This is a genomic window from Pedobacter nyackensis, assembly GCF_032678475.1.
Taxonomy (GTDB): domain Bacteria; phylum Bacteroidota; class Bacteroidia; order Sphingobacteriales; family Sphingobacteriaceae; genus Pedobacter; species Pedobacter nyackensis_A.
In genome coordinates, this window is record NZ_JAVTSF010000006.1 from 82,311 (window position 1) to 101,335 (window position 19,025).

11 protein-coding genes are annotated in these 19,025 nt (G+C 40.0%); 1 reads left to right on the forward strand and 10 read right to left on the reverse strand.

Going from position 1 to position 19,025, the window contains the following annotated elements; all coding sequences use genetic code 11:
• Positions 1-15: 15 nt before the first annotated feature.
• From R2Q84_RS18535 to R2Q84_RS18580, 10 genes are all read right to left on the reverse strand, one after another.
• On the reverse strand, positions 16-1,869 hold the full coding sequence (locus R2Q84_RS18535; protein ID WP_316818081.1) for an exo-alpha-sialidase: 1,854 nt from the start codon (positions 1,867-1,869) through the stop codon (positions 16-18).
• Entirely contained in the window at positions 1,869-2,792 is a 924-nt protein-coding gene (locus tag R2Q84_RS18540) for a glycoside hydrolase family 43 protein (RefSeq protein ID WP_316818082.1), read from the reverse strand. Before R2Q84_RS18540 ends, R2Q84_RS18535 begins: the two co-directional genes overlap by 1 nt.
• Positions 2,792-4,240, reverse strand: a complete 1,449-nt coding sequence (locus R2Q84_RS18545; protein ID WP_316818083.1) for a glycoside hydrolase family 140 protein — start codon at positions 4,238-4,240, stop codon at positions 2,792-2,794. Before R2Q84_RS18545 ends, R2Q84_RS18540 begins: the two co-directional genes overlap by 1 nt.
• Before the next feature lie 12 nt (positions 4,241-4,252).
• Entirely contained in the window at positions 4,253-7,465 is a 3,213-nt protein-coding gene (locus R2Q84_RS18550; protein ID WP_316818084.1) for a DUF6298 domain-containing protein, read from the reverse strand.
• 51 nt (positions 7,466-7,516) lie between these two features.
• The gene (locus R2Q84_RS18555) at positions 7,517-9,145 is read right to left on the reverse strand and encodes a polysaccharide lyase (protein ID WP_316818085.1); all 1,629 of its coding nucleotides are present in this window, start codon (positions 9,143-9,145) and stop codon (positions 7,517-7,519) included.
• Between the two features lie 4 nt (positions 9,146-9,149).
• Positions 9,150-10,805: a polysaccharide lyase gene (locus R2Q84_RS18560; protein WP_316818086.1), complete on the reverse strand. Its 1,656-nt coding sequence runs from the start codon at positions 10,803-10,805 to the stop codon at positions 9,150-9,152.
• Positions 10,806-11,107: 302 nt separating this feature from the next.
• Complete coding sequence (locus tag R2Q84_RS18565; protein ID WP_316818087.1) at positions 11,108-11,473, reverse strand: helix-turn-helix domain-containing protein; 366 nt, start codon at positions 11,471-11,473, stop codon at positions 11,108-11,110.
• A 40-nt stretch (positions 11,474-11,513) separates the two neighbouring features.
• Positions 11,514-11,810, reverse strand: coding sequence for a type II toxin-antitoxin system HigB family toxin (locus R2Q84_RS18570; protein ID WP_316818088.1), 297 nt, complete (start codon positions 11,808-11,810; stop codon positions 11,514-11,516).
• A gap of 353 nt (positions 11,811-12,163) precedes the next feature.
• Positions 12,164-13,942, reverse strand: a complete 1,779-nt coding sequence (locus R2Q84_RS18575; protein WP_316818089.1) for a RagB/SusD family nutrient uptake outer membrane protein — start codon at positions 13,940-13,942, stop codon at positions 12,164-12,166.
• Between the two features lie 11 nt (positions 13,943-13,953).
• Positions 13,954-17,043 (reverse strand): TonB-dependent receptor, encoded by a 3,090-nt coding sequence (locus R2Q84_RS18580; RefSeq protein WP_316818090.1) that lies wholly within the window; start codon positions 17,041-17,043, stop codon positions 13,954-13,956.
• Between the two features lie 917 nt (positions 17,044-17,960).
• On the opposite strand from R2Q84_RS18580, the gene R2Q84_RS18585 reads away from it, so the two are divergent.
• On the forward strand, positions 17,961-18,851 hold the full coding sequence (locus tag R2Q84_RS18585; RefSeq protein ID WP_316818091.1) for an RNA polymerase sigma factor RpoD/SigA: 891 nt from the start codon (positions 17,961-17,963) through the stop codon (positions 18,849-18,851).
• The last annotated feature ends 174 nt before the right edge of the window (positions 18,852-19,025 follow it).

Here is a 19,025-nt window from a genome sequence, read left to right on the forward strand (position 1 = left end):
TGTTTTACAAGTAGATTATGGGTTCTTAATTACTTCCGTTTTTAATGATTTAATGTAGTATACCGCTTCTTTAACCGGCGTTCCTGCGTCTTTCAAATCAAAACTCTGATCAGTAGGCGTATCCACATCTGGGAAACGGCGTATATCACCAGTCCTGAACGTTACCCTTTCAAAAGATGAAACAGGAGCAAACATCAGGCGTGCCCCCTTGTTCTCTCCATTTACAATCACATTATACATGCGCTTATCCATATCCAGCTCCACCCGAATATTATAGGTTTTGCCGGCTTCATATTTTGTTATCCCTGAATTGCGGTAACCAACTTTAGCCGTTAATTCCCCATCAGCATCAAATATTAGTCGTGCTCCTGCTATTCCCTTTGCATCCTGAAACTCTATATGCAAAGTACCTGTGTTATTTTGTGCAGGGGTTACGGTAAATTCTACATTTACTTTTCTACCAGCAGGCATTACCCTTTCTGCTTTTGCATAATCATATGGGTCCTTATCCCTTAAAGTCAATGCTTTTGTACCATCAGTTGTTTTTTCGATCTTAACAGATGCCCAAAGCGGACTAAAAATATTCCAGTATTTCAATTCCTGACCATCTGCAAGGGTGTTAAACACATCATTCACCGGCCCAGGTACAGTTGAAACTACCGGAACAGGAACTTTAGCTATCCACATATCTTCCTTGTTCATGCTATAGCTTAACCACATATTTCCATCTGCAGGCTTACCATCGGTCTCCGGAATGCCACGTATATATTGCGGACCGTACGATTTATAATTACCTCCATAACGCATCTGCGATATTTCACCATTAACCAGTAACAGATCTTTATAATTCAAACCATCATCACTTGTTGAAACTGCCAAAGGCCAGCGGAACTCTGAAGGATTATAAACGATCGAATAACGACCATCAGATGTACTTTGCCCCCATATCTTGGCATTACTGTTCACTACTCCCGGCGCCCTTAAAGGATCGTACTGCCAGGTTTTGCCACCATCGTTACTCACAGAAGTCAGGGCATGCTTCCACAAACCTACTACCTTTCCATTAGCCAAGTGATAATAACTAAATGCCTTTACCGGTCTGTTTAATGGTATTAAAGGATCATTTCTATCCGCTTCTTCCACCATTTGCTGCATCATCAGCGGACTGGCTAAAATTTCATTACATGCAGTTACAAACCCCTTATCCTTACTTTTGGTGTACATTGGATAAAGCGTATGCTTCATATCCCAGGTTGAATTTGGTCTCAGTAAATAAATTGGTCCATATGTCCCGTCCTTTTTTATCTCTCTGATTACCCTTCCAATCCCTTTTCCGTCATTGGGATCGTCTTTTTTGTCCATTGCTATACCGTAATATGCTAATGCAAAAAACCGATCAGATTTCGCTACATAAAATCCTACCCGCTGGTGCATGATCGCATATAAATCTTTAGCTACGCCCTCAACACCTTCTTTTTTCCAGCCATCTGGAATTTTGTATGGCGGAAAAATGATATCTGGCTTAGACCAGTTGTACCCATCTTTTGAAGTTTGCAGTAAGGTTCTGCTTGGCGGAATATGTTCTCCCACCGGATCACTGAGGTATTCCAGATAAAAGGTATTGTTCCAGTACGCCAACATCGACGCATGGTTATAAGTCCAATCCAAGCCATCCGACAATTCAGGATGTTCCCGGTTTGCTCTCAATGTCTGAATATTGTGTACCCCTACGGCAGGTGCAAGCTGACCATGATGGTAATCGGCATTAACGATTGTTGTGCCGGTATACCGCAATGTATCTTGTCCTTGTACTGCCTGTACGGTGATGAGCAGCGCGGAGGCTAACCAAATTTTATTGTATTTCTTCATTACTTTATCAACCTTTCTATCACTTGCCTGTTTACGGGTACTATTGTACCGTGTTTATGTCCTGCCGGAATTACTGTTTGGGCAGAAACATCTTCAAAATGTTTAAAATCACTTGTTTTTATTGCTGCATACTTTTTCTCTCCGTAAGCATCATAGTAGATCAGCCAGTTTTTACCAATTTTAACAACCGACGGGCCTTCTGTTAGCAATCCGCTAAAAGGCGCTGATACGCCCGTATAAGGGCCTAGTGCCGCTCCGCTAAAAGCTACTTTCAAATTCCTGTTCGGACGGGTATTGTCTTTCAATACCAACACATAATCTTCCGCAGCTCTTTTTACAATTACGGCATCGATTACACTAAATCCAGGATCAAGAAACAGTTTCGTTTCCGAAAAAGTCTTGAAATCCTTAGTAGTTACCGAGTACATCCTGTGGTTGTTTTTTTCTTCTTCTATCCCCTTTTCAAAACGATACGGAATAGTAGAAGCCCATATAATGACATACTCTTTTTTCACATCATCATAAAACAACTCTGGTGCCCATACATTTACAGTAGTCGGCTCATTTTGCAATACCGGAATGAATTGCTGTGCTGACCAGTTCCGTAAATCTTTAGAACTTGCATAACCGAAACCTCTTTCACCTTTCCATCCACAGGTCCATACCAGATGAAAAACACCATCAGGCCCCTGTATCATCGAAGGGTCACGCATAATCTTCTCCTTACCAATCTCTGGTTTCAGCAAAATCTTATTGAGATCGTTCCATTTATAGCCATCGTAGCTATACAACATTCGTAAACCTTCATTTGCAGGTTCATGAAAAGAGGTGAACAAATAGGCTTTTTTGGAACAAGCACTAAAGCCAACCACCAATGCAAGCAGCAAAAACGAACGGCACATGTGTTTAATGTTGTTCATCATTATAATTTATCTATAACCAACACCCAATCGTTGCCGTCTTTTACATCTCCCGGGGCATCAAATTCATGCGTACCTTTATTATCTACATTGCCAATAGCGGTCGTTTTTCCATCACGTGGACTAAACCATGAAGCTTTAACCTGACCGCCTTCAATTACACCCATTTTTAAAGGGATGTTCCTGCCATTGTACGTATATACGAAAATGTAATCCTTTCCTCTGGTAGCCAGTAGCCTGTTATACTTTTCTCCGTCACCACCTGCCGCGCCGACAATTATAGACTGATCAGGAACTCTATCAAAGTAACCATTGTTTACCTGTGTTGAAGCAGCAGCCTCATCAGCTGGAACTCTTGACAACATCAGATTTTTTAAATGTTGCATTTGACCTGCTCCAGGATCATTTAAAGCTTCCTGCCATGGTTTAGTTGCACCATAAGCAGCTTTTTTGTCTGTTGAAGTATAAAACTGCATTACAGAGTTATCACCATAAGTATAGCCAAATGCACCTGCAAAAACCGACCAGTAGCCATATCTCCTTACGTCTGCATCATTCCATCTAGGCTCCTTAGGATTATGTAAGCCTTGTGGAATTCCTTCATAAGAAGGTTCTCCGTCAATCGTTGGCTTAGCAGGTTTCAGGCTGTAATCTTTTTCAATGTACTTCCAGTTATCTTCACCATAATGCTTTTGCTCATTTGACGAAGTATCCTGATCATAACGACGGTGACCGGACTGTACCATATTAAAATCTAACCACTTAGCGTCATGAAACCAATCAGACGATGCAGTTCTGCCTCTTGGATGAAAAGTGATCAGATGATTAGGATCAGTTGCCCTTAAAGTATTACCTATTACCTCCCACACTTCCTTAACTTCTGATCCTTTAATATCGCCACCATTCAACCAAATGATATTGCTCTTTCCTTTATACCTGTTTGTTAAAAACTCGGTATAGATCTTTGCCTGTGCAGGCGTTACTTTTTTCTGCTTCACATTGGTACCCCAAACTGGAACCAGTGCCATGTAAATACCTTTTTCTTTAGCCTTATCAACGATGTAATCAATGTGGTCCCAAAAATCATATTGTGTAGAATCAGCAAAGTCGCTACCCGGTGTAACCGCTGGCTGGGAAATATCTCCATTCACTAATGATGAATCACCATAGATATTAACAGATGGCACCGTATGCAATACCATAGCTTGTACCACATTAAACCCCTTTTCCCTGCGATCTTCCAAAAATTGATCAGCCTGCTCCCGGGTAGTTTTGTTAAACAATAGCCAGGCGGTATCACCTAACCAGAAGAACGGTTTACCATCTTCGGTAAAATACCTTCCGTTTTCTGAAACCTTTAAACCCTTTTTTAAAGCATCGGGTTTCTTGTTTGATGCACAACCAAACAGCGCTAATGAGATAATGGCAAATAAGACTATCCTTTGATACATGGCAATAATGTTTTAAATTTTATTAATAAAAACGATATCGTCTCCTGACGAGGGTTTATTGATTTCGATGGTTGCCCCACCTTTAATTTTTTCTTCTTTAACAATCTTACCACTACGTGGGTCGATGTGTTTCAAATTATAATTACCTGCTGAATGAACTAAATCAAGCTTTACTGCAGTCGATGAGCTGTTATACAAGACATAAGCATTACCAGCGTTCGCCAATGCGTACTGGCCGGCCGGCTTCCCCGCCAATTGAAAAGGTTTCATCCCTGCAACAGAAAACAGTGCTTTATCAGCTGCTCCAGGCACATTTGAGTGTACGTTTGCAGCAGTGTTGTTAAATGCGTTCGAAAGCGAACCACCTCCCATAAAAATTGCCCATCCAAAAGCATCGTAATTATCTCCCGAATACATCACTGCCTTTTCAGGATACTTCAAACGGTATTCTGAAACTGCACGGTATACCTGATCGAACGAAGTCTTTTTAGGCTTTAACAAACGGGCATGCTGACGGGGAGCAAGATTTTGTCCGCCATCTGGTGCATATGCCGTTCCATCTGCCTGGTAATGCCAGTAGCGGATATCAATTAAATCAATTACCCCTGCCCTGTCTTTATCTTCCAGGATTGCATCCTGTACATCTTTAGTTGTACTTAAACTAATAATCGGATGTTTGCCTGTTTCCTTCTCCCACTCCTTTATCGTATCAATCCAAAACTCTACAAAATGTAATGGTCCTGTATACTCAGCACTTATAGACTGTATTACACTGGAATTAGCTGCAAAATTATCAAGGCATTTACGAATGTACGCACGGTGCAATGCTCTGCGTGCCGGATTATTTATGTCATAAAACTGCTCGGCCATAAAAATGCGTTTATCTCCGGCATAAGGTACAGGTTCAGGAAAACCTGTAGTGTTTATGTTATTTGCTGTACGCCATGGAAAATCAGCATAATGCGCACCTGCTTCAATAATATTATGTTGAAAATAGTTCTGATGAATCAAAACCAGTCCTTTTTGGTCTGCCAGATCAGCAAAAGTCTTTAACCTGTTCCAATACCATGGGTTATATTTCGTCAGGTCATATTTACTCAAACCATCCCATGCCTTATCTTGTCCACTTCTGGCAAATGGCAGTTCATAAAAAGGTGTCCATACCTCTCCATCCATTCTCCTGATCCGTTCATGGTCGTCACGTCTGCGATCATACCACAAACCATAATTATGGTCTAAAATTTTTACTGATCCATTTTGCATAGAATCCGTGGTCGCATCCAGATCATCAGTTAAACCTTTACCTGAGCGACCGGGGACAAAACGGGTAATGTGTGGCTTTGTAGTCTTTAAACCATAAGGCCTTGCACTTCCGTTCCACCATTGTACATCCTGCCTATTGCCAGATACCAATACATCTCCACGTAAAATCCAGCCATTGTTAACAGTCATAGCTACAACCTGAGGTTTTGCAGAAACCTTCTCCAAGCCAATCTTGTCAATGCATTTCGCTCCATGTGCATCAACTGGTATTTTTTGCCTTTCCGCTGCCTGATCGATATAATCTGTGAGCTGCAAAGCCGGATTAACAGCTAATTTCGTTAATTTCTGTGCCACATCCACTGGTGGACTGCTTGAGGCTTCAGATTCTACAGGCATCACAAAAGTGCGGGTATCTACCTGAGAACCAAGCCTGTCTTTCAATTGTGCATAATATAAACTACGCGGTTGAATCTGCTCGTTCGACATGTCCCAATATCCATCACCGGCAAACTGTGCCCAGGTACCAAAAGCCCAGTTTTGTGCAGTAGGAGGCTGATAACAATCCACCCTTGCTGCAGTACACTGCCAGAAAACACTATTGGCAGCAGCCCATCCTGCCCCCTGTCCATCCTGTCCACGGTTCATAAAGCTCAGCGCCTGTCCGTCTACATTTACAATATCAAATAAAACACCCGATGCCCAGCTGTCAATAGCCCCACTGAAGCTAAAAGGCAAATAAGCCTGGCACTGCACAAAAGCATTGGGACCGGGAGCACAAAATCCTGTTGCAAAATCATGGTAACCGTATTCCGAATAAAGCCTTTGAAACAAGGTTTGTCCGCCTGTAGTTAAAAAGGAATACCTACGTTCACCAGCTATCTCAGAAACAGGGGCCAGCGATTTACAATCTTCTACCGTAATTCTGTTTGCAGTCTCCTGAACGGTTACCACCGAACCAGCGAAATGTTCAAACACCACTTGTCTTACCCAGGCGTCTTTAACATTTTCCAGGGAAATACCTGTCCAACGATGATACTCATCTTTGGGGTTCTGCTTGTCATAAGCGGATACAAATCTTAAATTTTCTGTTCCAGAATTCGAAATCCTGCCATTCCAGCTATATTTTGACACCGTAGATTCACCATAAACTGCATCCAAAGCGGTCGTTAAAGGTGCATCTAATATTAATTCATTCCCATTTATGGCAACAACTTTTCTATCCCAGTTGATATCACGCTGACCAGGTTTCCATCCCAGTGAGGTAATGCCTCCACCAAAATGAGCTGCACCTAATAAATCAATCCAGTTTTTTGTGGATGTACGCTGCACAATCACCTGATCACCTTTTTTAAATGCTGAAGCATTGGCGATCGTAACTTTCATCGCATTTACCGGTACATATTTATCGGTAATAGTTACCGGCTTTTCTTTCACACGGTTATCCTTACCAGAAATACGTAGCACACCTAACCTATCCAATCCTGTCGCATATAAAACCGTCCCATCAGTTCCCATACCGCTACCACGTAAAACCACTCCGGAAGCACTGATTTTCAGTACACCTGCAATTTCATAATTTCCTTTTTCAAGTAAAACAGCCCCTCTTAAGCCATCCTTCCCAACAGGTAAAGAAGCCACATAGTTTAAGGCCGACTGGATTCTTAACGTTGCATCGCCTTCTTTAACAGGCACTACAACCTTCACCAAAGCATCAGGAATGGCTTTTTCACCAGCCATATAACCTACATAGGAAAAATCGGGAATACGGTTACCTTTTTCATCAGGTGTATAGTTCAGTTTTCCATCTTTACCTTTAAAAATAGGCTTTGGTGGCTCTTCAACCTTAACTTTTTGCGCAAATACATTACCTGTATTAAAACAGATCCAAAATAAACAAAGCAAGGCAGGTAAAGTTCTTACCCTGCTTTGCTTTATGGAAGTATGTTTATTTGTCAGTATCATATTTGGTTAAGACTGATTTATTTTTTTAACGAATTAAAACTATTGTACGATTTAAGGTTTTACTGCCAGTAAAGGCACTACGCTATTGATGTAATTTTCAATGTTAGCATAGCCATTTTTACTAATCTTAGCTGCATCCTTTGCGTCGTTAGGATTTAAACCATTTTTAATTTCATAACTGTCCGGCATGCCATCATTATCCGAATCTTTGTATGGTGTACCTTTATATTCAGGATATCCACCTACCTGACTGATGTCTGAGATGATCCCTTTTTTATAAGAATCTTCAGGCAAACGACGTTTGATATAAGCTTTACCCAGGCTTGTTTTCCCTCCGTCAACATTAACAATTTTGCCCGTTTTCACCTGCTCAATTATTCTCTTGTCTACCGCATCACGTACCGGCAGATTTGCTCCGGCGTTGGTTACGGCGTAGTCAAAAGCCTTACGGGTATCCATGATTGTAACTTTAGCCATTGGCATAGGTTTATTTACGCGCATAGAATCCAATGTCTTTTGTTTATCTGCCGGACCTTCCACCTGAACACCACCGTCCCAATTGTTTTTGGTGACTTTATCATTGCCTTCAATGATATTTCCATGGATGTAGGCCTTACCAAACAAATGTGAGAACCGTTTATCTCTTCCACTTTCAGGTTTTAAGATACGGTAAGCGATGGGTTGATCCAACGGTGTAATTGGCCCCGGTTTATAATAGTTGTTAATGAAGTTATAAAAGGAATTGTTATCTCCCCCATCTGCACTACGGTTCCACCAGTTAAATACCACATTGTTGACGAAACCAAAATCACCATACATTCCTACAGAAGGACTGCGACTGATATTGTTTGCCCAAAGATTACGCATAAAAGTACTATTTAGTCCTCCAAGAGTACTACCAAAAGCATGGTTATACGTGTCTAATGCTTCAGAAAATATAGAATTTTGTATAGTTACATTTACAGTAGGTAATTTTTGAGGAGCTGATCCATCTTTTGGATCATAAACATGCCTGTAAATAGACATATTTTCGTCAAGTCCCCAGCTCGCAGAAACATGGTCAATAATAATATTACCTACCACATTACCACCAATAGCGTCGTCTCTACGTGTTACATCGGTTTCACCACGACGGAAACGCATATAACGAATAACTACATCATGTGTATTGATCCATACCGATTCCCCTGCAATACATACACCATCGCCAGGCGCTGTTTGTCCGGCTATAGTAATATATGGTGCACGAATAATCAATGGTGTTTTCAGACGGATGATGCCGGCAACATTAAAAACAATAATTCTTGCTCCTCCCTGCTCACAAGCTTCACGTAAGGAACCAGGACCTTCATCAGCGATTGTTGTTACTACGAATACCCTGCCCCCACGACCACCAAACGAATAAGCGCCACCGCCTTCAGCTCCGGGGAAAGCCAGCAATTTCGCCTGAGGCAAATCCGAAGGCTTAGCTGCCCAGGGAATAAAGGGTTTACCGTTTTTTGCGTCACGGTCAATAATAGGTTTTACTTTTTCAAACTGTAAATCTGATTTGTGCTGAACAGCTGCTAAAATAGAATCGGCCTTAGTTTCCATAGCAGCAGGAATTACGGGGTACTGTGCCAGTGCCTGATTTCCAATTCCAACAGCAGCAACAGCAAGGATCAATGAAAGTACTTTCATGTTATTATGGTTTAACGATTTTTACAGGAACGACACTATTTAAATAAACTTCGATATTCGAATAACCACTCTTGGTAATCTTAGAGGCGTCAGTTGCATCATTAGGATTCAGGCCATTTTTAGTCTCATAGCTATCCGGCATACCATCACCATCAGCATCTTTATAAGGCGTACCTTTGTATTCCGGATAACCACCTACCTGACTGATATCTGTTATGATACCCATTTTATAAGAATCTTTTGGCAACCTGCGATGTTGAAAATCTGGTTTATCAGACAACTTAACGTTTGCCGGGGTCACAATTTTTCCAGTTCTTACCTGCTCGATTACACGTGTATCTACAGGATCGCGTTTAGGTAAAGTTGCACCAACATTCGCCAATACATATTTATGTGCTTCCATCGTTGGCAAAATGGTCATCTGGGCCATTGGAAACGGCTTTTTCACACGCATCGCTGCGAAATAAGATTTAGCCTGATCATAACTCATCAGTTCACCTTTTTTATTTTCCAGCTGTACACCGCCATCCCAGTTGTCTTTCGTTACTTTTTCATTACCTTCAATGATGTTTCCTTCCACATACGCCCTTCCAAATACAACATAAGGTAATTTGCTACGACCTGATTCTGGTTTTAATATTCTATAACTGATAGGGTCCTTCAATGAAGTTACCGGTCCTGGTTTATAATAGTTGTTGATGATGTTATACATAGCGGTATAATCACCACCATCTGTAGAACGGTTGTTCCAGTTAAAGATCACGTTATTGGCAAAATTGAAGATACCATTCCATCCGATAGATGGGTTACGTGCACCATTATCTGCCCACAGGTTACGCATGAAGTTACAGTTTTCACCGCCCAGTGTACTTCCAAATGCATGGTTCCAGGTATCTAAGGCTTCAGAGAAAATTGAGTTTTGAATGGTAATATTTACAGTAGCCAGTTTAACTTCCGCTTTACCTGTACTATCGTTATACATATGGCGGTACATAGACATATTTTCGTCTAATCCCCAACTTGCAGAAACGTGATCAATCATGATGTTTCCTACCGGATTTCCGCCAATGGCATCATCTCTGCGACCAACGAAGGTTTCGCCTCTTCTGAAACGCATGAAACGAACAACAACATCATGTGTATTTAACCAAACCGATTCACCAGCCACACATACCCCATCACCCGGCGCGGTTTGTCCTGCTATAGTAATATATGGTGCACGAATAATTAAAGGTGTTTTTATGCGAATGATACCAGCTACGTTAAATACAACAACCCTTGCGCCTCCCTGCTCGCAAGCATCACGCAAAGAACCAGGTCCGCTATCGTTTAAATTGGTCACTACAATTACGCGGCCACCACGACCTCCAAAACTATAAGCACCTCCGCCTTCTGCGCCTGGAAAAGCTAAAAGTTCTGATTGGGGAAGATCGACAGGTCTGCCAGCCCATGGAATATAAGGCTTTCCTTCTTTGGCTTCTTTTTCAATGATCGGAAGTGCTTTTTGCCAGGCTATATCCGATTGGCGGTAAGCCTCCTTCATCATATCACCCGAAGCCTTTGCTACATCTTCTGGTATTTTAGGATATTGAGCGAAAACAGAGGGCGTCGCAACAACAAGTGCAGCGGAAAATACGAATTGCAAAAATCTCTTTTTCATTAGTCTCGAATAATAGATATACCAAAAAGTACGCAATTATTTTTCAGATAAAAAAATCCAATCAATTTATGTAATGGCGAACTCGGTTTTTTTGGTATTTCAGGTTAAAATTACTTGGTTAGATTGTATAATAACCCAAAAATGCAATCAATAAAATGGCTTTTACTATAGCATTTTTCCATTCTATTATACGATATTATCATATTCACTTTTTATACGTCAAAATAACGTTTTATGTCGCGCATATGTTACAAAACAGGAACAAAAACCACAGTTTCTACAGGGTTTGAAATCCAGGTATTTTAAGCGTGCTGCAAGAGAAAATCAGCATCAACGTTCAGCTCTTTATAAACTGCCTTTAAGAATTCTACATCTGGCTTTTGTTTACCGTTCATGATGAGTGAAAGCTTGGCATTACTTACATGCAGTTTCTTCGCAAGCTCATGCTGTTTTAAACGCAACTCATACATTTTCATTTCAATCATGCCGACAAGCGTTTTTGGGGGCTCGACCACATAAATGCTTTTTTCGTAGGTTTGTGCCATTAAAGCAAGTTCGCGAAGCTCATCAAGTTCTTCTTTACTTACATTTTTACTTCCCTTAGTCATTAAGGTTTCAATTTTTGACATTACAGCCTGATATTCTGAATCTTTGCTAATATGTTTCATCTATTTGTGTTTTTGGCCGGGTTCATATCATTACCCATTATTATATTACTGAACAATCTTTTATCTTATTGTATACACTATGCGTTCCGACAAAACGTACATATACTGTCCTGGTGTTAAAAAATATCAGTGCAATTAATCTATAAGTATTACCCCTGATATTAAAAATATAATGATCATTTCCAATAGAATCAACTGAATTAAACATCTGTTTCATTTCATGGAAATCCGACCAATCAGCTTTTTCAACTATTCGGTACCAGTTATTTAAAGCGTCTTCAGCATCACTGTGTTTTTTAAAGAAATCTCTTAAAGAACTATAACTAATTACAACCACAACTAAGATTTTATAAAGGTAAACAATAAACATCAAAATTCTAAATAATCTTTAGAATTTCTAAAAAATATTTAGATAAACATCATTTATCATCATACACCCTACAACACATTTCATTTCCAGTACTCAAACAACAATTGAGTTAAACGTAATTAACAAATACAAAATAAACACTATTAATTTCCAAATATTTAATAAAACATCTAATTAGTAAACATAAAAATTATTCAAAAGTATTTTGGTTTAAAACAGAAAGCCACTGAATTTTTATCCAAGGGCTTGTATAAGCGTAATAAAAAATCCTTACCTGTTTATTCAGGTAAGGATTTTTATAAATTGAATTGAGTCTTTTCCTAATAACCTGGATTTTGAAATCCAGCAGGATTACTGATCGCATCGATCTGTCCTTGAGGAATCGGTCTTACCCCATGTCTTCCGTCAACAAAATACTGACCTACATCCGGATTCTTTTGTGTCAGATAAGCCTTATTTAGTTTTCCGGTACGTTTCAGATCATACCACCTGGTATATTCACCACAAAGCTCTCTCGCTCTCTCGTCCAGTAAAAACTGTACGGAAATATCCCCGGCACTCACCTGCTGGCCTACAACTCTGGTTCTTAATGCGTTTACATAACCTGCAGCAGTACCGTTTGCACCACGCAGGTAGAATTCTGCTTCAGCTGCAATCAGATAAACCTCTCCTAAACGCATTACAGTAGCATAAGCATCGCTGGTATAACCGTTCGTTCTTGGGCTGACTAATGACCCTGAATTGAATTTGGTTAATGAAGGATAAAAACGGATAAAAGGATTATCTACTTCTCCTGGGGCCTGGTTTACCCTTGTATACTTCATTTTAACCTTTTGGTCGTCCGAATACAAATCTTTAAAATCAACCCAGATGTATTTCTGTGCTAATTTTGTTGCCTGTTCCGCAGCATAAGTGGGTTCCTCCGGACGTGCAATTTTAATTGCCAGATCATTGTTGGCTACTGCTGTTCCAGCTGGTACCGTCGCACCTACCCTATCAAATTGTCTGACAGCATCAGCCGTCCAGGCGTAATTTGTATTGGCAGTCCATGTAGTTTGAAATGACAGCGCATACCTTGGATCCAAACTTCCATCAGGATTTTTAAATACATCCATCAGGTATTTGCTTGGCATGAAATTACCACCTGACCAGCGCCCCACTACAGTTTGAAAGCCTGCAGATACAATAGCGCCAAACGCAGTTGGCGAAGCATAAAACCGCTTAAAATCATTATTATGATCGTGTGTATTGGTAGAACCATAGTTCTGCGAATAGGTTAACTGATAAAGCGCCTCCGCGTTAGTTTTATTGTTAGCAGCATTGAAGTTATCAGCAAAATTATCATACAACCGAACATTATAAGTAGCTGGTGCATCTATCAGTTTTTTAGACGCAACGATTGCTTCTTCCAAATATTTATCTGTTCCGTATTCCTTGGTTTGCAAACAAGCTTTAGCTAAAAGCCCTATTGCTGCTTTTTTGGTAGGTCGACCGGCCACAACACCACCAGAAGGCAAGTTATCCGCTGCAAAGCGCAGATCCGGAAGGATTACTTTTTCATAAACTTCCAATGGTGCGGTACGGAAAGATTCAAAAATAGGCGTTTCTGTTTCTTTAATCGTTAAAGGTACAGCACCAAATTGTTCTACCAGGTGAAAGTAATACAGTGCTCTTAAAAAATGAGCTTCTGCAACCAACGCATTTTTTTCCTGCTCGCTGCTAAAATCAGTTACCTGATCTTGCCTCAGGATTACAATATTGCAATAATTAATGGCATCATAAGCACCATTCCAGAAATCTTTAGCCATATCGATATTCATTACCCCACCAGAAGCATATTTCATATAATTCTGGTTGTTATTGGAATTGAAATCGGAAGTCCAGATATCTGTCCCCCCTTCGGTTACCAAGATTAAATTACGTCCATAGAAATACCTTGATAAGTCAAAATAACAACTGGCCACCACTTTGTTAAAACCCGACTTCGTGTTCACCATTTTGTCGACCGTTACCCCGGAAGGATTTACTTCCTCCAACGAGCAGGAACTAGTGAACAGCCCCAGTCCCAATATTGCTATGTATATATTTTTTATTTTCATGTTTTCAAAAATTAGAATGTCACGTTTAATCCGAGTACAAATTGTTTCGTTAAAGGGAAATTATCTGACCCGTTAGATTCCGGATCCTGATATTTCAGCAAATCACTTTTAGTAAAGATGAATGGATTGTTGGCTGTAGCATAAAAACGAAGTTTTTTCATAGATAGCTTTTTCATTATTCCTTCTTGTAGCGTATAACCTAACGTGATGTTTCTGATTTTAAAGAAAGAGCCATCTACGAACCTTAACGCATCAAATCCAACATATCCTCCTGTACTGCTATGAATTCCTGGCCTTGGCAAATAAGCACCCGGGTTTTCAGGTGTCCAGTAATCAATGTCATCAGGACTATTTGCAGTTGTCCCATTTATTGGATTGTAACGGGTAATTAAGTTACTTTGAATCATTTGCCCCCATCTGGCGGTCAACATCAGGCTTGCGTCAAAATTCTTGTATTTAAAATTATTCTGCAGGCCGACTGTCCAATCTGGTACTTCTGAACCTAATATCACTCTATCATTGGCGCCATACGGATGTTTCCCTTCGCTGTTGAAGGTACCATCTGTTTGTAACTTAATATCACCCGGCACCGCATTGTATTTTGCTGCCTCTGCAGCTTCATTTTCCTGCCAGATGCCCAGATACTTATAGTTGTAGTGTGTTTTTAGTGGCTGTCCGTAAAAATAACCAGCTGATATCAGATCTTTACCTCCGGGTAACGAGGTGATTTTCTCTTTATTAGTTGCAAAAGTAAAGGTAGTTCCCCACGAAAAATCATCACGTTCAATGTTACGCGTGTTGACCAGTATCTCCAAACCTCTGTTGTTCATTTCCCCAATATTTTGCCAGATTTTAAATGGTGAGCCCCATGATCCACCTAAAGAAGCCGGAAGGTCGCGCTGATACAACATGTCTTTTGTATCAGTATTGTACCAATCTACAGTCAGGTTTACAATCCCCTTAAAAAACTCGGCATCCAAACCTATATTAGTGTTGTATGATTTCTCCCATCCTAATTCTCTGTTAGCAAGCAATTGGTTTAAGATAAATGCAGGAGCGGCAACATCTCCAAAACCAACTGGACGCGGTGCGCTGTAACCTCCGGCCTGTGTGCCATAGGCACCTACCCCCCCCGAGTTCCCTGTTATACCATATCCAACACGAAGTTTTAAACTGGATACGCTTTTAACGTCTTTGAAGAAATCTTCATCACTGATTCTCCAGGCAAGAGCACCTGCAGGAAATGAATCCCATTTATGACCTACAGATAAACGTGATACACCGTCCCAACGGTTAGATAATGACAGCAAGTATTTACCTTTATAGTTATAATTCATTCTTCCAACAAAAGATGTCGACTGATCCTGTATAAATGCAGAACTGATAATTGGTGCTGACGCAGCAGCTAGATTATAAAAAGAGTAAGAATCCAGATCGAAACCAGAACCACCTGCTGAAGAAGATTCTAGCCGGTTTTTAGCCAGAGAGGTTACACCTGTCAGGGTAAACCGATGATCATCATTGATGTTAAAATCATAGTTCAGGATATTTTCCCAACGATAGTTGACAATTCTTTGGTTATCAATTACCGCAGCCGGAACTTTGTAGCCTGCTATAGGATTGGCGATAGATTGAGTACCAAAGTACCTTCCTGTTCTTGAAGATCCCAGAACAGTTCCAATCACCGAGCGGAAAGACAAACCTTTAAGAGGTTTAACTTCCAGGTAAGCGTTCCCCGCAAAATAAGTATTTAATGTATTATTTACATATTGATTTGGAATTTGATCAGACAAAGGATTTGTCACATTCTCTACAGGAATATGATTGATATTTCCATTGGCATCAAAAGCATCGCCGAAAGGCGCAAAGGTTAGGCTGTTTCCAAAAACATTCTGAGCAGCAGCATCATTGTCCGTATAGGTTAATTGCAGATTTGTTCCAACCTTAAAAAACTTAGATAAAGAATGATCTATATTCGCACGTACCGCGTACTTTTTATTTTGGTCATTTTTAATCAAACCTTGTTCATCATTGTAGTTTAGGGACAGATAAGCAGCTGTTTTTTCCGTTGCTCCATTTACCGACACACTATAATTTTGCTGCAATCCATCTCTGAGTGCAAGGTCTACCCAGTCTACCCATTTTCCTGCCTCATAGGCAGCCTGCTGTTGTGCATTATTAATAAAGATCTCACTATTAAATTCAGGATAATTCCCTTTTTCACCACGGTAAGCTTCGCGTTTCAATTTGATGTAGTCGTCCCCGATCAATCCGTGAGGATATTTAGGAAAGCCATTATATCCGAAGAATGAATCAAAGCTGATGCTGCTACTTCCCGCTTTTCCTTTTTTTGTCGTAATCATCACCACCCCATTCGCTCCTGCAGAACCATAAATGGCTGCAGAAGATGCATCTTTCAATACATCAATAGATTCTATATCATTCGGATTTAGTTCAGCATAACTCCCAGGAATACCGTCAATAATATACAAAGGATCATTGCTGCCAAAAGCCGAGCGGTTACCTCTAAGTCGGATTTTTGGACTTTCACCTGATTTCCCCGAAAGTGTTGTTATGTCCATTCCTGCAACTTTTCCTTGTAAAGCATTCATCGCATTAGCTGTTGGCGTAAGCACAATATCATCAGCTTTTACGGAAGCGACTGCACCAGTCAGATCACGTTTTTTTACGGTACCATATCCTACCACCACTACCTCGTCCAGATCCGAGGTTTCATCTTCCAGCACAACCGAAATGGTTGCTTTTCCGGCTGCAGATATCTCCTGGGTTTTGTAGCCCATCATAGTGATGACCAATGTTTCAGTTCCTGTTGGCAGGTTTAACCTGAAAACTCCATTCGCATCAGTTGATGTACCTGTAGTTGTACCTTTAATTTTGACACTGGCACCCGGCAAAGGCTGACCGCTTTTGTCTTTAATTGTTCCGGTAATGTTTACCAGGGGAGAAACAATCCCGTTGTTCTGCGTCTTTTTAATAGTTGGTACTACTGCAATACCTGATACAGGTAAAAAGAGTGCCATGACTAAAGGAGCGTAAGCTTCCTTTAACCACTTGCTTTTAAAAAGCTTTTTTTGTTTCATACTTCTACTCGTCAAATGATTTAAAATTTGGTTATTTTGTTTGTATTGTAATAAGTGAGTGCGGAATTGAGATCAGTTCATCTGAAGACAACAAGTCTTCGCAGATAGTTTATCCGGCAAGATTTCTCTTGATCTCGCCTGTTGGTTGCTGTTTAATTTTATAAAATTTAGGTTATTGATTTAGGCTTCAAAAATGCAATCAATACCTAAGCATTTACTGTAGCATTTTCTCTATCCAATGTACAATATTAGCATTTCATTTTTTAAACGTCAAATTAACAGTTTATGTCGCAGATTTTTTACAAAAAACCTACAAACCACATAATAATCAACTCTTTTTTAGGAATGAAACAATAGATATTATTAAACTCAACGAATCAATACTGACCATAAAAACAAATAAGTCAGGAAATCATATAGAAATCCGAAACTTAAAAGCCAGGTTTAAGACAAGCATAGGCGGCACTGCATTGGCGCAGGTTTGGTCTGGTACAAGTAGGTAAGTTCCAGGTACCTCATACCTACCTTCTAGGTACCTCGTAGGTGCAGCCTCTTACAAGGTAGGGCTGAGCTACGAATGATGTTGGCGCCATCTCCCTTATGCACATAGAGCGAATAGACCTTGATACTCATAACACCACTGATTACAAGCCAATTAACAACACACTAAGATAATTACAAATATAAGCACTAATATCTTTTATGTAAACAGAGCATGAAGATAATTTTCCTAAGAACCCTTAATTAAAAAGGTATAAACAGATTTAAAATCTAACAAACAACAACAAAAAAGAATATTCTCCCGATTTCATAATAATAAAAGATAATATATTCTAATTATTCAAATTTGATGTACCAAATATAAGTTCAAGTATGTTAAATGAATCCGGTAGTCAACAGCTACACATACAGTTATTATGAGAGCACTTAAAATCGGGCAATCCATTACAAATCGTAGTCATGCCTCCTTACAGCGTTATTTAAGCGACATCGCGAAGTACAATGTTTTAAGCGTTGATGAAGAGATTGCACTTGCCAGGAAAATTAAGGCAGGCGACCAGGCGGCATTCCAACGTTTAATCAATTCAAACCTTCGTTTTGTAGTTTCAGTAGCCAAAAAATATGAAGGACAAGGACTTTCCCTCCCCGATCTGGTTTCCATAGGAAATTTAGGATTGGTAAAAGCTGCCGAACGATTTGACGAGACTAAAGGTTTTAAATTTATTTCTTTTGCAGTATGGTGGATCAGACAGTCAATTATGCATACCATTGGCGAACAAAGACGTATGATCCGCAGGCCAACCAATCAGAGAGATGACATTTTTGAAGTTTATAAGGCCCAGGATTATCTGGAACAGCAACTGGAACGCATGCCGACACCTGATGAGCTTTCGGAATATACCGGAATAGCTGTAGAAAAAGTTAAAGATTACTTAATGGATTCTCCGTTTGGCATTCCATTGGAAAGCGATGAGGAGGAGGAGAAACCTGGATTATTGAGCTTTTTAGAGGATCATACCTTCAGTGCACCAGATAAACAGATAGAACTTGAAGGCAGGCAACAATCTTTAGATTTGATGATTGGCAATCTGACAGAACGTGAAGCGCGTATTCTTCGTATGTATTACGGACTAAACAATGACACTCCAATGTTACTGGAAGATATAGCAACGAATTTAGGGCTAAGTAAAGAATCTATAAGAAGAAGTAAATCTATTGCGATCAAGCGTTTAAATTCTGATCAGAAATTGAGATATATGCAACAATACATCACAGAAAATAACTACTCCTTGCAGGTTAGCCTTTAAATAGCTAATTTCTTATTCCATATTTACCGTGTCGTCTCATTTGCCATAAACGCAGCTGAGACGATTTTTTTTGACGATTTTTAAAATCCTCGCTATCAGGGAATCACTGTTCTGTTCAGCAAAAAATACTTTCGAAAAACAACAAATAACCGAAAATAAACCAAACTAAATTCT

What these genes read in the sequence shown, in the direction of transcription:
- R2Q84_RS18555 (WP_316818085.1), bottom strand. Translation starts at nt 9,145, where the DNA reads ATGAAAGTACTTTCATTGATCCTTGCTGTTGCTGCTGTTGGAATTGGA.
- R2Q84_RS18535 (WP_316818081.1), bottom strand. Translation starts at nt 1,869, where the DNA reads ATGAAGAAATACAATAAAATTTGGTTAGCCTCCGCGCTGCTCATCACC.
- R2Q84_RS18580 (WP_316818090.1), bottom strand. Translation starts at nt 17,043, where the DNA reads ATGAAACAAAAAAAGCTTTTTAAAAGCAAGTGGTTAAAGGAAGCTTAC.
- R2Q84_RS18585 (WP_316818091.1), top strand. Translation starts at nt 17,961, where the DNA reads ATGAGAGCACTTAAAATCGGGCAATCCATTACAAATCGTAGTCATGCC.
- R2Q84_RS18560 (WP_316818086.1), bottom strand. Translation starts at nt 10,805, where the DNA reads ATGAAAAAGAGATTTTTGCAATTCGTATTTTCCGCTGCACTTGTTGTT.
- R2Q84_RS18540 (WP_316818082.1), bottom strand. Translation starts at nt 2,792, where the DNA reads ATGATGAACAACATTAAACACATGTGCCGTTCGTTTTTGCTGCTTGCA.
- R2Q84_RS18565 (WP_316818087.1), bottom strand. Translation starts at nt 11,473, where the DNA reads ATGAAACATATTAGCAAAGATTCAGAATATCAGGCTGTAATGTCAAAA.
- R2Q84_RS18545 (WP_316818083.1), bottom strand. Translation starts at nt 4,240, where the DNA reads ATGTATCAAAGGATAGTCTTATTTGCCATTATCTCATTAGCGCTGTTT.
- R2Q84_RS18550 (WP_316818084.1), bottom strand. Translation starts at nt 7,465, where the DNA reads ATGATACTGACAAATAAACATACTTCCATAAAGCAAAGCAGGGTAAGA.
- R2Q84_RS18575 (WP_316818089.1), bottom strand. Translation starts at nt 13,942, where the DNA reads ATGAAAATAAAAAATATATACATAGCAATATTGGGACTGGGGCTGTTC.